Origin of the sequence: Streptomyces sp. NPDC032198, assembly GCF_040636975.1 — a bacterium.
Lineage (GTDB): Bacteria > Actinomycetota > Actinomycetes > Streptomycetales > Streptomycetaceae > Streptomyces.
This window is the reverse complement of record NZ_JBEZVL010000006.1, coordinates 127,936-143,365: the sequence shown is the minus strand read 5'-3', so window position 1 is coordinate 143,365 and position 15,430 is coordinate 127,936. Positions and strand designations below refer to the sequence as shown.

12 protein-coding genes are annotated in these 15,430 nt (G+C 72.0%); 4 read left to right on the top strand and 8 right to left on the bottom strand.

Annotated features, from left to right (window positions below; genetic code table 11):
- Nucleotides 1-23: 23 nt before the first annotated feature.
- The 7 genes from AB0E78_RS17370 to AB0E78_RS17340 all read right to left on the bottom strand — a co-directional run bounded on the left by AB0E78_RS17370 (nt 24) and on the right by AB0E78_RS17340 (nt 9,514).
- The gene (locus tag AB0E78_RS17370; RefSeq protein ID WP_361833063.1) at nt 24-791 is read right to left on the bottom strand and encodes a 4'-phosphopantetheinyl transferase superfamily protein; all 768 of its coding nucleotides are present in this window, start codon (nt 789-791) and stop codon (nt 24-26) included.
- Nucleotides 788-3,151, bottom strand: a complete 2,364-nt coding sequence (locus AB0E78_RS17365; RefSeq protein WP_361833061.1) for a LuxR C-terminal-related transcriptional regulator — start codon at nt 3,149-3,151, stop codon at nt 788-790. Before AB0E78_RS17365 ends, AB0E78_RS17370 begins: the two co-directional genes overlap by 4 nt.
- Nucleotides 3,152-3,203: 52 nt before the next feature.
- Nucleotides 3,204-5,441: an MMPL family transporter gene (locus AB0E78_RS17360; protein WP_361833059.1), complete on the bottom strand. Its 2,238-nt coding sequence runs from the start codon at nt 5,439-5,441 to the stop codon at nt 3,204-3,206.
- Nucleotides 5,442-5,544: 103 nt separating this feature from the next.
- Nucleotides 5,545-6,447 carry a TauD/TfdA family dioxygenase gene (locus tag AB0E78_RS17355; RefSeq protein WP_361833057.1) on the bottom strand — a complete coding sequence of 301 codons (903 nt, stop codon included), beginning with the start codon at nt 6,445-6,447 and terminating at the stop codon, nt 5,545-5,547.
- Entirely contained in the window at nt 6,444-8,069 is a 1,626-nt protein-coding gene (locus AB0E78_RS17350) for an AMP-binding protein (RefSeq protein ID WP_361833055.1), read from the bottom strand. Before AB0E78_RS17350 ends, AB0E78_RS17355 begins: the two co-directional genes overlap by 4 nt.
- Nucleotides 8,059-8,706, bottom strand: coding sequence for a thermostable hemolysin (locus AB0E78_RS17345; RefSeq protein WP_361833053.1), 648 nt, complete (start codon nt 8,704-8,706; stop codon nt 8,059-8,061). The genes AB0E78_RS17350 and AB0E78_RS17345 overlap by 11 nt, the downstream gene beginning before the upstream one ends.
- Nucleotides 8,707-8,731: 25 nt before the next feature.
- Entirely contained in the window at nt 8,732-9,514 is a 783-nt protein-coding gene (locus tag AB0E78_RS17340) for an alpha/beta fold hydrolase (RefSeq protein WP_361833051.1), read from the bottom strand.
- A gap of 344 nt (nt 9,515-9,858) precedes the next feature.
- On the opposite strand from AB0E78_RS17340, the gene AB0E78_RS17335 reads away from it, so the two are divergent.
- From AB0E78_RS17335 to AB0E78_RS17320, 4 genes are all read left to right on the top strand, one after another.
- Complete coding sequence (locus AB0E78_RS17335) at nt 9,859-10,038, top strand: hypothetical protein (protein WP_361833049.1); 180 nt, start codon at nt 9,859-9,861, stop codon at nt 10,036-10,038.
- Complete coding sequence (locus tag AB0E78_RS17330) at nt 10,035-12,329, top strand: TOMM precursor leader peptide-binding protein (RefSeq protein ID WP_361833048.1); 2,295 nt, start codon at nt 10,035-10,037, stop codon at nt 12,327-12,329. Before AB0E78_RS17335 ends, AB0E78_RS17330 begins: the two co-directional genes overlap by 4 nt.
- A 270-nt stretch (nt 12,330-12,599) precedes the next feature.
- The gene (locus tag AB0E78_RS17325; RefSeq protein ID WP_361833046.1) at nt 12,600-13,841 is read left to right on the top strand and encodes a histidine kinase; all 1,242 of its coding nucleotides are present in this window, start codon (nt 12,600-12,602) and stop codon (nt 13,839-13,841) included.
- A gap of 69 nt (nt 13,842-13,910) precedes the next feature.
- Complete coding sequence (locus AB0E78_RS17320; protein ID WP_361833044.1) at nt 13,911-14,516, top strand: response regulator transcription factor; 606 nt, start codon at nt 13,911-13,913, stop codon at nt 14,514-14,516.
- A 62-nt stretch (nt 14,517-14,578) separates the two neighbouring features.
- Here the strand turns inward: AB0E78_RS17320 and AB0E78_RS17315 are convergent, their stop codons facing one another.
- Nucleotides 14,579-15,235, bottom strand: coding sequence for an NADH oxidase (locus AB0E78_RS17315; RefSeq protein WP_361833042.1), 657 nt, complete (start codon nt 15,233-15,235; stop codon nt 14,579-14,581).
- Nucleotides 15,236-15,430: the final 195 nt, after the last annotated feature.

Below are 15,430 nucleotides of genomic sequence, written 5' to 3'. Positions count from 1 at the left end.
CGGGGGCCTGACTGTGCGCACAGTCAGGCCCTCGCGGCTGCCCGCGCCGCGTCGGTCCGGTGCACCACGACGGGTGCCGTGTCGGCCGCCGGACGGGCCAGCGCGGCCAGGCAGTCCGCCCCGGCCGCCCCGACCGGCACGTCACGCACCGCCCAGCTCTCCGGGCCGCCGCCGACAGCACCACCACTGCCCGCCGCCCGCTCCACGACCGCCGAGTCCTGCCACGGCCGCACCGCGACGGCCGCGAGATCCGTCCCGAGCCCGACACCCCAGGCCTTGACCACGGCCTCCTTCCGCACCCAGCAGCGCATCAACGCCTCGTCCCGCTCCACGCCCTCCCGGGCGGCGGCGACATGGGCCCGCTCCTCGGGCGTGAGGGCACGGCGGGCCACCGCAGGCGCCTCGGGTGCGCTCCGGCGCTCCAGGTCGACGCCGACGGGCATCCCGTACGAGAGGGCGAGCATCCACCACTCCCCGGAGCGCGACACGCTCGTCCGCCACTCGGTGCGCGGCAGGCGGACGTAGGGAGGACCGTGGCGGTCGCTCCCGCATCCCGGGCATCGCGCGACGCCCCAGACCACCGCCGACGGCTCGACGCCGAGCCACTCCGCGACCGTGCGCCGGACCGCGGCGCGGGCCCCCGCGTACCGGGCCCGCGTCACCTCGTCCCGGAACCGTTCGAACCGGCGCGTCTCCCGCTCGTCCAGAAGCGCCACGTCCCGCCCGGCCGCGGTGTCGGGCACCCGCCCGGCCCAGATGTGGACGCCCGCACGCCCGGCCGCGCCCCTCACCCGGCCTGCTGGATGGCGCGTACGACATGCACCCGTGAGCCGCATTCCAGCTTCTGCATCACCACACGCAGGTGGTTGGTGACGGTCCACTCCGAGATGCCGAGTTGCCTGCCGATCTGCCGGTTGGTCATGCCCTCGGCGACGAGCAGCGCCACCTCGTGCTGCCGTGGCGTGAGTCTGTGCGGGGCGGCTGCCCCGGTCTGCGAGGACCGTTCCTCCTTCGGCGGCTGCCTGGGCGCGGGCGCGAACAGGCCCGCGATCAGGGCGCTGTGCGGCGAGACCTGGCGCGCTTCGAGCCGCAGCCTGCGCAGCACGGCGGGATCGAGGCCCTGGTGCAGCCGGTCGGCCACCGCCCGCAGCGCGACGCCCTCCTCGGAGACCAGCGAGTGCTGGCGGCGCAGGGCCTCCGCGTGTGCGAGGACCTGGGCCAGCGCCTCCTTGTGCTCCTCGTTGCCGGGTCCCACGGCGACGGTCACCATCGTTTCCAGGGCCTCGGCCGCCTCCACGGGGCCGCTGCTGCCCATCAGGAGCCTGATCGACTCACGCACGTTCACGTACGCCTCCGGGGCGCGGCCGAGCAGCCTGCGCACCCGGGCGAGCGCGTTGAGCAGGGCGGCGCGGACCACGACCGGGGGCCAGGGGTCACGCCAGAAGTCGGCGGTGCCGGGCTCCAACTCGACCGGCGTACAGGGCAGTTCGGCCAGCGCTTGCAGCGCGGGGCGTTCCGCGTCCGGGTCGCCGTGTCCGGCCCGCAGCAGCGACTGCGACCGCCGGGCCAGGGCCGCTCCGTACACGTCCCCCGCGGCGTCGAGCTCCTTGAGCGCGGATTCCAGCAGCGCGGCTGCGCCCGCCGTCTCGCCCCTGCGGCGCAGCAGCTCCCCGGTGTGCGCCGCCACCCGCGCCCGTACGGCGGGGAGTCCGGCGGCGGCGACGGCCGCCCGGTCGAGCGCCGCTTCTGCGCGCGGACGCTCGTCGCGGCCGAGGGCCCAGCGGGCCACGGCCATCAGTGCCTCGGCGGCCAGCTCCCCGTCAGGGCAGGCGGCGGCGGAGGCCTCCATGGCGTCCGCCGCGTCGAGGTCGAGCCCGTGGCCGAGCAGCGGGCCCTCCAGCGCGGTCAACATGCGCAGTACGCCCGCGTGGTCGCCGCGCGAGCAGAGATGGCCCGTGGCCTTGCGCAGGTCGGGCAGCCTGGCCTCGACGGCGGCGAGGAGCTGGCCCATGTCGCGGCCCGAGCGGAGCCCGTCCGCGAGCCCGGCGGCGAAGGCCGTGCAGTGCGCCGCGTGCCGGTCGAGCGCCCGGGCCAGCGCGTCCGGATCGCCCGCGAGGCCCTGGTGGTAGTGGGCGCGCGCCATGAGCGGCAGCCGGAACTCCGGCTCGCCGTCCGGGCCGCGCCCGCTGAGCAACAGGCTCTGGTGGACCAGGGACTCGATGCCGGCCACCGCGTCCGCCTGACCGGCGCCGGCCGCCCTGCGCACCTCCGCCAGGCCCAGCGGCGCCTCGAACACGGCCAGCGTGCACAGGAGTTCACGGTCGGCGGTACTCAGTGCGTGGGCCGCCCAGCCGAGGGCGCTGCTGATGCCGTCGTGCCGGGCCGACGTGTCCCGCAGCCTGCGCCGGCCGATGGGCTCACCCTTGCCCAGCCTCTCCAGGACGGCCTGGGGGCCCTCGGTGCCGACGGCCTCCGCGGCCAGCTCGATGGCCAGCGGAATGCCGTCGAGCTCCCGGCAGAGGTCCGTCACCGCCGACTGCGCCTGGGCGCCGTCGAGTCCGGTGCGGTACCGGGGACTCACGTGATCGGTGAAGAGCTCCTCCGCCGGTGAGCCGACGCCCGTGGGCAGCGGCTCCGTCACCAGGACGCGTTCGGCCCGTATGTCGAGGGACACCCGGCTCGTGACCAGGATCTTCAGCCGCGGGCAGGCCCTGAGCAGGGCGGAGATGTCCAGGGCCACGTGCGCGGCCACCGGGTCGCAGTTGTCGAGGACGAGCAGGGCCTGCCGGGTGCCGATCCGCTCCGCGGCGGCTCCGGCCGTATCGGCGCCGACACTGGACCAGACCGCTCCGGCCCCGTCCGATTCGGCGAGGTCCGTCCAGAGCAGGGGCGCGCCGCCGGCCCGGGTGCGCGCGATCAGCGCCGCGTGGGCCACGTGGCTCTTGCCCACTCCGGCGGGCCCGGTCAGCGTGATGAGGCGCTCGTGAGGCTGGGCCAGCAGCCGTGCCAGGAGGGCCAGTTCGCCCTCCCGGCCGCGCAGTCTGCCGAAACCGTGGCCCATCAGGCGGTCGGTCTGTGCTTCCGCCGCCTCACCGCCGCCCCCCGGCACTGCCGGGATCACGACCTCGTACTCCCGCTCTGGTGCGAACATGTCCGCTCTCCCTCGTGTGGTTCCCCGCAACCCCAACCGGTGAGTCCGTGTGTCAGGCCCTGCTCACCGCCTCCTCACGCCCGGTCCGCCCGCCGCTCCCCGAGTCCCCGGAGTCACCGGAGCCCGGTTCCGGGGTGGCGTCGTCCGAGGTCTCCATGCGGTCGAGCCGCAGCGCGCCGTGCAGCCGGCGCAACGGGCCGGGCGCCCACCAGTTGGCGCGGCCGAGCAGCGTCATCAGGGCGGGCACGAGAAGCGCGCGGACGACCGTGGCGTCGAGGATGACCGCGAACGCGGTGCCCAGCCCGAGCTCCTTGACGAAGACGAGACGCGAGAGCGCGAGAGCGCCCACCGCCACGCAGAACAGCAGCGCCGCCGACGTCACGATGCGTCCGGTGCGGGCCAGGCCCTCGGCCACCGCCGTGCGGTCGTCGAAGCCCGCGGCCCGCGCCTCCTTGATCCGGCCGAGCAGGAAGACGTTGTAGTCCGTGGAGAGTCCGAAGGCGAGCGCGAAGACAAGCACCGGAGTGGTGGACTCGATGCCGCTCTGCGCCGTGAAGCCGAGGTTCCCGTCCTGGAAGACCCAGACGAGGAAGCCGAGCGCGGCCCCGGTGGACAGGGTGTTCATCAGGAGCGCCTTGAACGGCAGGACCACCGAGCCGGTGAAGGCGAAGAGCAGCAGCAGGGTCACCAGGGCGAGTACGCCGATGGCCATCGGCAGCCGGTCACGGATGCCGTCCTTCTGCGAGAGGAAGTCGGCGGTCTGCCCGGTGAACCGTACGGGCGTGGGCGCGTCGAGCGACCTGACCTCGTCGGCGGCGTCCTTGGCGGCCGTGCCGAGCGGCTCCCCCTTCAGTACGGCGTCGATCTCCCAGTGCCTCGCGTCCAGGCGTACCGGCTTCGCGACCGCCTCGACGCCCGGCACCTCCGCGATCTCCTTCGCGTACGCGCCGAGCCGGCCACCGTCGGAGGTGTCGGCGACGACGCGCAGCGGTGAGGTGGCGGGCTTGGCGAAGTCGTCCTCGAGCGCCGCCGAGACCTTCCCCGCGCTGATGCCGGTGGGCAGCGCCGACGCGTCCGCACCCGTGAAGCGGATGCCGAGCACCGGTGACGCGAGCGCGAGGAGCAGCGCGGTGGCGGCGACCGCGACGACGACGGGCCTGCGCATCACGAGCTGAGCGATCCGCCGCCAGCGCCTGACGGCGGGATCGCCGGACCCCTCGGTCCCTTCGGTGCGCGTGACGCGCTGCCAGCGCTGCGGGGCGAGGGAGTTGACGCGATCGCCGAGCAGCGCGAGCACGGCGGGCAGCGCGAGGAGCGCGAAGAGCACCGCCGCGAGCGACGTGATCACGCCCGCCATGCCCATGGACTGGAGGTACGGCTGGGGGAAGACGAGCAGCGCCGCGAGCGCGGCGGCCACGGTGAGACCGCTGAACAGCACGGTGCGTCCCGCGGTCTCCATGGTGCGGCGCAGCGCGAGCGCCCCGGCGCCGTGCTGCGCGAGCTCGTCGCGGTAGCGGGAGACGATCAGCAGGCCGAAGTCGACGGCGAGCCCGAGGGCGAGCGCGAAGGCCAGGTTGAGCGCACCGGTGGAGACGTTGTCGAAGAGGGTGACCAGGCGCAGCCCCGCCATGGTGAGCAGCAGCGTGAGGATCGCGCCCATGACCGGAAGCAGCGCCGCGACCAGGCCGCGGAAGACGAGGAAGAGCAGGACGAGCACGACCGGCAGGGCGATCCCCTCGGCCATCGAGAGGTCCTTGGTGGTGACCTCGCCGACCTGCACCATGCCGATGGTCGGCCCGCCCAGGTGGGCGTGGCCGCGCAGCGCGGGGTCGGCGTCGATCGCCTCCCGCAACGCCTTCTCGGCGTCCTTGGTCTCCTTGTCCTTCATCGGCCCGACCGCGCCGACCAGGACGGTGGAGCGTGCGTCCCTGGAGATCAGGGCCGGGTCCCCGGCCGACTTGTAGTCGATGACCCGCTTCACCTCGGGCCGGTCCTTGAGGAGGGCGATGCCCGCCGTCACTGCCTTCGGCTGCGGCCCGCCGGGCTCGATGGCCTCGTCCGTACGGATCAGGAGCGCGTATCCCTGCTGGGGGTCGATGCCGGTGGCGTCCTGGATGACCTTGCGGGCCACGGTGTGCGACCCGGTCGGGTCGTCGTAGTCGGCGAGGCCGTTGGTCACCTTGCTCTGCAGGGTGCCGCCGAAGAGGGCGGCGAGCACGGCGAGGCCGATGACCAGGTACAGGGTCAGCCTCCGCTTCGCGTGGAGGGCGGAGCCCAGGGCAGAGAACATGCGTGATCACCTTCGGAGTTCGGGAGTACGGGGGCGGAGGCCGGCGCCGGGGGGTGGTTCCGGCCTCCGCCGGTAGGGTGCGCCGCCGCTCGGACGGCGCGGGTCAGGCGGCCACGGGCTCCACGAAGCTCAGCGCGTTGTAGATGGTCCGCCGCGGGTCGGTGATCGCCCTGCGGCCGTGCATCACCCGGGTGTTGTCGATGACCGCGACGTCCCCGTCGGCCCACTCCAGGTTCTCGGTGAGGGCGCCGGTGGTCTCGGTGACGGCGGCGAGCAGCTCCTCGGGGATTTCGCTGCCGTCCGCGAAGGTGATGTGCGGCTTCTCGTAGTTGAAGGACGGGCCGAGGATGCTGTTGGCGAAGGAGATCCGGTCGCCGAAGAGCGTCGGTCCGGCCGCCGGGGTGCGGAACGCGTAGCGCACCCCGCCGTCCGCCTCGGGCGTCACCTCGGTGCCGGGCAGCGTCGCGGCGAGGCCGACGAGTTCCTCCACGGCGATCTCCTCGGCGGGCCTGCCCGTGAGGTGGTGGGCCATGGCGCGCCACTGGGGCTCGGCGACGTGCCTGCTGTAGACGATGTCCTGGCCGAGGAACGCCGTGCGTACGGGCTCTGCGAGCTTCTCCCACACCCGGTAGCCGTCGCAGACCGTGGTCTGGGAGCCGGACGTGGCCGCCTTCTCGCAGAAGAACCAGGCCAGGTGGGAGCGGAAGGGGCTGTTGCCGTTCTCCGTGTGCAGGCCGACCTCGTCGAGGCCCGCGTCGACCTTCTGCGCGACCTCCGAGTAGAAGTCGCGTGCCGGGTCGAGGGTGGTGGAGGTGGAGGTGCGCTGCACCAGGCCGGTGAACGAGGCCATGTCGGCGCCGAAGCCGCGCAGCAGCAGGAAGCCCGCATCGGCCAGCAGGTCGAGCAGTTCCTTGGGCTCGACGCCGGACAGGGCGCCCGGCTCGGCGGGCGTCACGAGCAGGCCGCCGCCGGTGCCGTACGGGGTGGTGGTCAGGGCCGTGCTCATGCGGTGATCTCCTCGGGTGCGGTGCGGGTCAGCAGGTCTCGGACGGCGTCCCTGCGGGGGCGTCCGGTCACGGTGAAGTAGGTGGTGTACTCCGGGTCGTCCTCGGCCATGAGGCGTACGGAGGTGGCCCGTTCGATGGCGGAGAGGCGGCCGGTGCCGAACTCCTCGATCTGGCGGCGGGCCTCCGCGCGGTCCGTGCCGGCGGCGATCACGAAGAGGCCGCGCACCTCGTCCAGGCCGTCCGCGACGATGGCCGCCTCGCGCACGAAGCCGAGTTCGCGGTAACGGGCCTCGACCCACTCGGGGGACAGGTTGCGTCCCGCGGCCGTGATGACCAGGCTCTTCTTGCGGCCGGTGATCCGGATGTAGCTGTCGTCGTCGATGGTGGCGAGGTCGCCGGTGTGCAGCCACCCCTGCTCGTCGACGACCACGCTGGAGGGGTCCTCCTGGGTGTATCCGGCGAACAACGACGTGCTCTGGATGAGCAGTTCACCGTCCTGCGCCAGCCGCGCCCGTACGTGGTCGAGCGGCCGGCCCACCGTGCCGAACCGGAACTGCCCGGGGAAGTTCCAGGCCACGACCGAGCTGTTCTCGCTCAGCCCGTACCCCTCGTACAGGGGTATCCCGAACGCTTCGAGGCGCTTGAGCACGTCGATCGAGACGGGCGCGCCGCCGCAGGCGATGAAGACGGGGCCGGTGTGCCCGAAGAGCCGGAGCCTGCGCCGGGCCAGGTCCTCCGTGGGGTTCTGTTCGCACAGGGCGAGCAGCAGGCCCGCGACGGTGGGCGGTACGACCATGGCGGTGGGCTGCGCCTGGCGGAGCAGCGACAGCATCCGCGGGCCCGCGTCGGCGACGGTGCCGATCAGGGCGGTGCCCGGCGGCAGGAAGGTGACGCTGCCGCCGTTCAGGAAGGGCATGTAGAGGCCGGCGACCTGTTCGATGAGCAGGCTCAGCGGCACCACGGAGAGATAGCGGGCGAAGACCGCGTCCTCGACCCGGCCGCCGAGCGAGGCGAGCAGCGCCTCGACTCCGTGCAGCCTGACCTGCACGCCCTTGGGCGCGGAGGTCGTGCCCGAGGTGTGCACCACCTTGATGACGGTGTCCCCGGCCGCTTCCGCCTCCGCGATCTCCTCGGCGAGCGGCGGGAGTGGGGCGCTCGCGGCGGCCTCGATGAGCCCGGGCAGGTCGATCGTGACGACCGCGCAGTCCGCGGGCAGCACCCGGGCGCCCGCGGCGGCGGCCTGCTCCAGCCACTGCCCGCCCCGCGCGTCGACCAGGCAGACGTCGGCGCCGGCCAGCAGCGAGGCGGCCTGTTCGGCGGTGAAGGCCATCGGGACCGGGATCTCCACGGCCCGCGCGAACAGGGCGGCGAGGTCGGCGACGACCCACTGCGCGGAGTTGTCGGCGAGCAGCCCCACCCGTACGGGGCGGCCGAGCGCCTCCCCGCGGCGGCGCAGGTCGGCGGCGAACACCCGGGCGGCGCCGATGAGTTCGCGGTAGGTGTGGCGGATTCCGGGCCCGCCGGTGGAGGAGAGGACCTCGACCATGGCCGCGTCGCTCTCGGCGCGCTTCAGGAATCCGGCCGCAAGGGACGCGGTGTCCGGCATGACGTCAGGCAGCACGGGTCAGCTCCGTTCGGTTCCGGGAGAGCAGGCGGATGTCGACGGAGTCGAGTGCGTAGCGTTCGACGCCCGTGACCAGCTGCTGGGAGTGCTCGGCCAGGCGTCCCCAGCGCACCGCGGGCCGCTGGTCGTAGAAGGTTCCCCAGCGGGCCAGTTCCTCGGCGCCCAGGCGGGTGCCGTCGGCGTCGCACAGCCGGTGGGTGATGAGGCCGAGGCGCTTCGCGAGCGCCGCGGACCGGTTGGTCATCGTCATGGCGGCGTACGACCGGCCCAGGCAGGCCTGGATCAGCGGAAGCGCGCGGTAGATCTCCGCGCCCGCCAGGTTCGCGACCGAGGCGACGCTGCCGAGCTGAACGATCTGGTGCCGCCGCACGTCCTGTCCCGCCGCCTCGCGCAGCGCGTCCTCGAGTGGCCCGTCCAGGTACCGCTCCAGGAAGACCGGTCCGTTCTCCGGGAAGGAGATCCCGATGCAGGCCTCCACCTCGTCGGGGCCGCCGTCCTGCCGTCCTACGTACGCGATGAACTGATCGGGATCCGGGGTCACCTGGGCCCCGAAACTCGTCCCGAACACCTTGCTGACCAGCGATGCGGATTCCAGCCAGACCGGCGTCCCCCGCCGGGCGATCACTATCTTCACGTTCCGTGTTCCTTTCGAGAATGGATTACTCGGCCGGTACGGCACCGAACTCGCGGAGCACCACGGCGAGTTCTTCCAGCAAGGCGCTCTCCTGGGAGCGGACGAAGAAGTGTCCGCCCGGCATCGTGCGCAGCTCGGCCCCCCTGCTTCCGTGCTCCGACCAGGCGGCCATCTTGTGGACCGGTACCAGCCGGTCCTGCTCCCCCACGAACAGGCGCAGAGGCACCCGCAGCGGTTCGATCTCGTTCTCTTCCACCACCCCCGAGCAGAGCTTGAGATCGTCCCGGACCAGTGGCATGAACCGCTGACGGAATCTGCGCCGGGCGGCCAGCTCGGGCGGAATTCCGCCCAGTCCGGCCAGGCTCGTGGCCAGTTCCTCGTCGTCCGCCGCCGGGTCCAGGATCCGGGTGGGCGGTATGTGGGGTGCGCGGTGGGAGCTGAGGACGAGCGCCCGCGGCAGTGCGGCACCCCGCCGCTGTCTGCGCAGGGTCAGTGCGTGGGCGATGAACGCCCCCATGCTGTGTCCGTAGAGCAGGTGGGGGCGCGAGAACGCGTCGTCCAGCTGCTCGTCCATCTCCTCCACCAGCGCGTCCAGGTCGGTGAACCTCGTTTCGTGGGCGCGCTCCTCACGGCCCGGCGGCTGCACCGGCCGCACCTGGACTCCCGCGCCGCGCACATCGAGCTCCCGCTGCCACCGTGTGTAGGAGGACGCGCCGCCGCCCGCACAGGGCAGGCAGAACAGAGTCGGCCCCGCGGCGGCGGTGGTGCGTGCCGGCTGCGGCAGATACGGCGTCTCGGTGACCCTCATGGACACCGAAGATTCCATTCGGGCAGGGGCCGGAAACAGTGGGTGCGTACCGGCGTTCGGGGTGGGTTTCTCTGCCCCGGGATGTGACCACGTCACACCCGTGAAGAAATCACAACGCCGGAATCGAACCCTCCAGAAGATCCCCTGCCATTCGGTGACGCAAAGGTGAAGGGAAGTTTCCGATTACCGCGGTGGCCCTGGGGCTGGAGGGGGGTGAAATACGAACGTGACGCATGGGAAAGTCTCACCCCTCACTGATGAGCCCTTCACTTTCTGCCGGCGCTTCCCCGTATGAGGATCCTGGCAACGGAGAACGCCTCCCCAGACCGAAAAGGAACGTGCTGATGATCGAGATCATTGCCGGCGCACTCACGCTCCCCACCACCGCGGACAGCCACACCTCCGCGCGCCCCGCACTCGTCGTGGACCACCTCGACGCGGGCTCCGACGACTCGGTGGCACTGTTCACCTTCTGCACCCTCATGCCCGGCACGAGCACGGTCAACGAGCTCTCCCACGCATGACGGTCATGGGGGAAGAGACCGCGTTCGTAGAGTTCAAGAGCCACCTGCGCTGCGCGGTCGTCCCCGGAGAAGCGGCCTATCTGGTGTCGCACTCCGGGATCACGGCCCTGCGCGGGGCCCAGGCGGAGGCGCTGGCCCCGCTGCTCGACGGGACCCGCACCCCGGCCGCCATCGCCCGCGCCGCCGCTTCCTCCCTGACCTCGGAGGAGGTCGGCGACGCACTGCGGGTCCTCGCCGACGCCGGGCTGCTCCGCTTCCAGCGGCAGCCCGGCAGATCCCCGGCCGACCGGGCCGCGGAGGCCTACTGGGACCTCGCGGGCCTCGACGGTGCCCGCGCCACCGAGGAGGCGGCGCGGGCGGCCGTGCGGATCGTGGTGCTCGCCGGGTGCGCGGACCCCGCGGCCGAGGTCCCGGTCCACGAGGCCTGTGCGGCCTCGGGCCTGCGGATCACGGAATCGGCGGAGGACGCCTGCCTCAGCCTCGTCCTGTGCGACGACTATCTCTCCCCCGGCCTGCGTGAGGTGGACGCCGAGCACCGGGCGACGGGGCGCCCCTGGCTCCTCGTACGGCTGGGCGGTCCCGAGCCGTGGTTCGGGCCGGTGTTCCGCCCCGACGACGGGCCCTGCTGGTCGTGTCTGGCGACCCGGCTGCGCGGCCACCGCACCACCGAACTGCCCCTGCAGCGCGCGCTGCGCCTGGATCACCCGGTGGCCAGACCGGCCGCCGACCTGCCCACCGGGCGGGCCCTGGCCGTGCAGGCCGCGGTCCTGGAGGCGGTCAAGTGGGCGAGCGGGCTTCGCAGTCCGGAACAGAGCGCCGTACGCACCCTCAACACCCTCACGCTGCAGACCGCCACCCACCCGGTGTCCCGCCTCCCGCAGTGCGCGGAGTGCGGCGACCCGACGCTCATGAGCGAGCGCGGCTGGCGGCCCACGCAACCGCGCAGCCGCCCGAAGTCGGCGGACGGCACGGGCGGCGGCCACCGGGCACTCGGCACCGCGCGGATGCTCCAGCGCTACGGCCACCTGGTCGGCCCGGTCACGGGCGTGGTGAAGGAGATCCGCCGGGCTCCCGGCTCCCCCGACTTCACCCAGGCCTATGTGTCGGGCCAGAACCTCGCCATGGAGGCCAGCACCCTGTCCGGACTGCGCGCCGGACTCCGTTCGCTCAGCGGCGGCAAGGGCCTGACCGCCGAGGAGGCGAAGGTCAGCGCGCTCGGCGAGGCCATCGAGCGGTACAGCGGGACCCGGCGCGGCGACGAGGCGGTGGTGCGCGACACCTTCCGCGGCCTCGGCGAGGTGGCCCTGCACCCCAACTCCTGCCAGCTGTACGACGACCGGCAGTTCCGCGACCGGTCCCACTGGAACGCGGCCCGCTCGCCCTTCACCCACGTACCGGAACGCTTCGACGAGAACCGCCCCGTCGACTGGACCCCCCTGTGGTCCCTGGCCACGGGCACGCACCGGCTCCTGCCGACCGGCATGCTGTACTTCCCCAGCGACACGGTGGCCGCGCACGAGCCGATCGCCGACTCGAACGGCAACGCGGCGGGCAGCAGCTTCGAGGACGCCGTGCTCCAGGGCTTCCTGGAGCTGGTCGAACGCGACGCCGTGGCCCTGTGGTGGTACAACCGCACGCGCCAGCCGGGTGTCGACCTGCGGTCCTTCGCCGAGCCGTACATCGACCAACTGAGCGACGGATACCGCAAGTTGAACCGCGAGATCTGGGCGCTCGACCTCACGGCCGACCTCGGTATCCCCGTCGTCGCGGCCTTCTCCCGGCGCACCGACAAACCGTCCGAGGACATCATCTTCGGCTTCGGCGCCCACCTCGATCCCCGCATCGCACTGCGCCGGGCACTGACCGAGATGGGCCAGCTCCTCCCCGCCGTGTCCGGCGCGCGTCCCGACGGCTCGGGCTACCGCGTCGACCAGCCGGAAGCCATGCACTGGTGGCTGCGCGAGACGACGGCCACCCAGCCCTATCTGACCCCCGCACCCGACGTGTCCCCCCGCGCGCCCCACTCCTGGCCCTACACCGCGCGGGGCGACCTGCGGGACGACCTCTCGGCGGCCACCGCCCTGCTCGCCTCGCACGGTATGGATCTGCTCGTACTCGACCAGACCCGCCCCGACATCGGACTTCCCGTGGTCAAGGTCGTCGTTCCCGGACTGAGGCACTTCTGGGCGCGATACGCACCCGGACGCCTCTACGACGTTCCCGTCGCACTCGGCAGGCTCGCGGATCCGACGCCCTACGACGAACTCAACCCGATCCCGCTGTTCGTCTGACACGGGAACTCATGAGTTCCCGCTGGGGCAAACGACAGGACGTCTAATAGGAGAGGCATTTCCCCCGGGGCCGCACGACGCAAAGTCCTAGCCACTCTCCGGGAGTTCATGCGAAAGCACGGTTTTTCCCGGAAGGGACTGATGCGCAGCCATCCCACGTAAGGTCTGCTGGACGAGCGTTGTGGCCGAATACCGCGGGCCCGGGGTTCGGGGGCGCCCGCGAGGACGCGCTCTCGTACGCTCTCCTGGCAGAAGAGGAGCACTTCGAGGATGCACAGCGACACCAAGGACACGTCTGACGTGACCGGTTCCCGATGGAGCCCTCGGCCTGCCCCCCGGCTGGCCCACGTCATCCTGTTGGCGGCGCTCATCTGCTATCTCGGCATCACCGCGATCAACCTGCTGAGCCAAGGGCCCTCCACGCCCGAACTCATCACCGGCCTCGTCACGCTCTCCGCCGTATTCGGCCTGCAACTCCTGCATTCAAGGCCCGGAGCCGACCGCGCCGCACCCTGGTCGAAGGCCGCGACACTGGGCGCGCAGGCCCTGCTCACCTATCTGCCCCTGGCCTTCTTCGGCATCCTGTGGGGGGCGATGGCGGGCTTCCTCGGCGGATCACTGCTGCTCCTGCTGCCGCCCCGGGCTGCCTGGCCGCTCTACGGGGTGACCGGGCTGAGCCTGCTGATCCCGGGGATCATCGGCGGGATGTCCGTGGTCGACCTCGTCTACATGTGCCAGAGCACCCTGCTCACCGGCCTCGTGGTCTACGGCCTGTCCCGGCTCTCGTCCCTCGTCGAGGAGGTGTACGCCGCCCGCGCCGAGATAGCCAGGATGGCCGTCGCCGGTGAACGCCTGCGCCTGGCACGGGACTTGCACGACCTGCTCGGCTACAGCATCTCCGCGATCGTGCTCAAGAGCGAGCTCCTGCAGCGGCTCATCCGGGCCCAGCACCCCCGTGCCGACCAGGAGGTGGAGGAGGTCCTCGCCATCTCCCGGCAGGCGCTGAGCGACGTGCGCCGGGTGGCCCGCGGCTACCGCGACATGTCGCTCGTCTCCGAGGTCTCCTCGGCCAAGTCGGTGCTCGACGCCGCGGAGGTCGAGGTCGAGGTGGTCCTCGCCCCGGCCATCGAGAAGATCAATTCACAGGCCGGCACGGCGCTCGCCACCGTCCTGCGCGAGGGCGTCACCAATCTGCTGCGCCACAGCAAGGCGTCGCACTGCAACATCACCGCGGTGGTCGACGACGGAACGGCACGGCTCACCATCATCAACGACGGTGTGGTGGAGAACTATCACGACCCCTCGCCGGACAGCGGAAACGGCCTCGGCAACCTGAAACAGCGGCTCGACGAGCTCGGCGGGCGGCTGATCACCGAACGCGAGAAGGAGATACCCCCGGCCTGCGGGGGCTGGTTCCGGCTCGTCGCCGAGTTGCCCGCGCAGGCCGTCGGCCGAAACAGTGCGGAACAATCCCAGAAAATCGGGCGAATAAATCCGAATGGCGCGTTCTAGTCGGCTGATAACATGTGGCCGCGAGCAACAACGGGGGTTCGCGATACGGGTAATCATGGGGGGCTATCGATGATCCGTGTAATGCTCGCTGAGGATATGCAGATGCTGAGAGGCGCATTGGTCGCCTTGTTGAATCTCGAACATGATCTTGATGTCGTGGCCAGTGTGGAACGCGGCGACGAGATTCTCTCCACGGCCCGCGAGTTCCAGCCGGACGTCGCCATCATCGACATCGATCTTCCCGGCCTCGACGGCCTGAGCGCGGCGGAACAACTGCACGAACGGCTGCCCCAGTGCCGCACCTTGATCCTCACCAGCCTCGGCCGCCCCGGCACCCTGCGCCGCGCGATGTCCGCCAAGGTCTCCGGATATCTCCTCAAGGACGCCCCGCCGCAGGAACTCGCCCAGGCGGTACGGAAGGTGGCGGCGGGCCAGCGGGTCATCGACTCGGAACTGGCGCTGGCCGCGTGGGGCAGCGCGGACAGCCCGCTCACCTCCCGCGAGACCGAGGTGCTGCGCCTCGCGTCACAGGGTTCGGACGCCGGCGAGATAGCGAAGCGGCTGCGCCTGTCGGTGGGGACCGTACGGAACTATCTGACCACCGTGGTGAGCAAGCTCAACGCCCGCAACAGGGTGGACGCGATCCGCATCGCGAATGACTCCGGGTGGCTGTGAGACGGCGCTTCACCGGGAGCGATGTCCGGGGGACGATGTCGGGGAGCGGTGTCCGGGAGCCGTCAGGGCCCTGGCTGGGCGGCCACTCCCGCCGCCGCGAGGTAGCAGAGAACGCCCTCCGTCACATCGGCGGGCAGCGGCAGCACGGCGCTGATGGCCAGCAGCGACACGGGACGGGCGAGGGCGAGCGCGAAGACCATCATGGCCTCCTGCCGGTGGATGACCAGGCGGTGCGAGGCCGTACGGGACTCGAAGACGGCCGTGAGCGGGTCGAACGCGAAGGAGAGGCCGAGGAAGAGCCGGATGGGTTCCACCTGGTCCAGGGGTACGACGGTCAGGGAGGCCCCGCCCACCTCGGACAGGGGCGCGATCGAGAGCAGCGGACTGCTCAGGCCGTCGAGCGCCAGGGTGCGGACCAGCAGGTGGGGGAAGCGCCCGAACACCGGCCGCATCATGAAGTAGACCTTCGCGTCCCGGTCCCGGCCCCCTTCACCGTCGTCCACCAGCGCGTTGCCGAGCAGCACCGGACCCAGCTGCATGCGCCGGAGCACTTCGAGGACGGTCGGCTCCGGGCGCGCCAGGCGGGCGGTGCCCTGGTCCCAGGTGAGCACCAGGGACCCCGTGACCGCGTCGGACTCGACCTCCACGTCCTCGCGCAACGACCAGAGATGCCGGAGCCGTCCGCCGGGCAGCTCCAGCAGGTCGATGGTGGCCTCCATGCGCGCGCTCCTCGCAGTGTCTGAGTGTGTCCACTCTGAAGGCGCGCGGAGGAGTCCCGACAGTCATGGACTCATGCCGGGGACTGTGATCCCTTCACGGGTTCGGGCGGCGCCGTCCACCGGGCGGCGGCGGGCGAGGTAATTCCGGTGACGGCGGAGGCCCGGCTGCCTAGACTCGCAAGCCAAGCGATCGGT

What these genes read in the sequence shown, in the direction of transcription:
- AB0E78_RS17365 (WP_361833061.1), bottom strand. Translation starts at nt 3,151, where the DNA reads ATGTTCGCACCAGAGCGGGAGTACGAGGTCGTGATCCCGGCAGTGCCG.
- AB0E78_RS17360 (WP_361833059.1), bottom strand. Translation starts at nt 5,441, where the DNA reads ATGTTCTCTGCCCTGGGCTCCGCCCTCCACGCGAAGCGGAGGCTGACC.
- AB0E78_RS17355 (WP_361833057.1), bottom strand. Translation starts at nt 6,447, where the DNA reads ATGAGCACGGCCCTGACCACCACCCCGTACGGCACCGGCGGCGGCCTG.
- AB0E78_RS17340 (WP_361833051.1), bottom strand. Translation starts at nt 9,514, where the DNA reads ATGAGGGTCACCGAGACGCCGTATCTGCCGCAGCCGGCACGCACCACC.
- AB0E78_RS17335 (WP_361833049.1), top strand. Translation starts at nt 9,859, where the DNA reads ATGATCGAGATCATTGCCGGCGCACTCACGCTCCCCACCACCGCGGAC.
- AB0E78_RS17330 (WP_361833048.1), top strand. Translation starts at nt 10,035, where the DNA reads ATGACGGTCATGGGGGAAGAGACCGCGTTCGTAGAGTTCAAGAGCCAC.
- AB0E78_RS17325 (WP_361833046.1), top strand. Translation starts at nt 12,600, where the DNA reads ATGCACAGCGACACCAAGGACACGTCTGACGTGACCGGTTCCCGATGG.
- AB0E78_RS17320 (WP_361833044.1), top strand. Translation starts at nt 13,911, where the DNA reads ATGATCCGTGTAATGCTCGCTGAGGATATGCAGATGCTGAGAGGCGCA.
- AB0E78_RS17315 (WP_361833042.1), bottom strand. Translation starts at nt 15,235, where the DNA reads ATGGAGGCCACCATCGACCTGCTGGAGCTGCCCGGCGGACGGCTCCGG.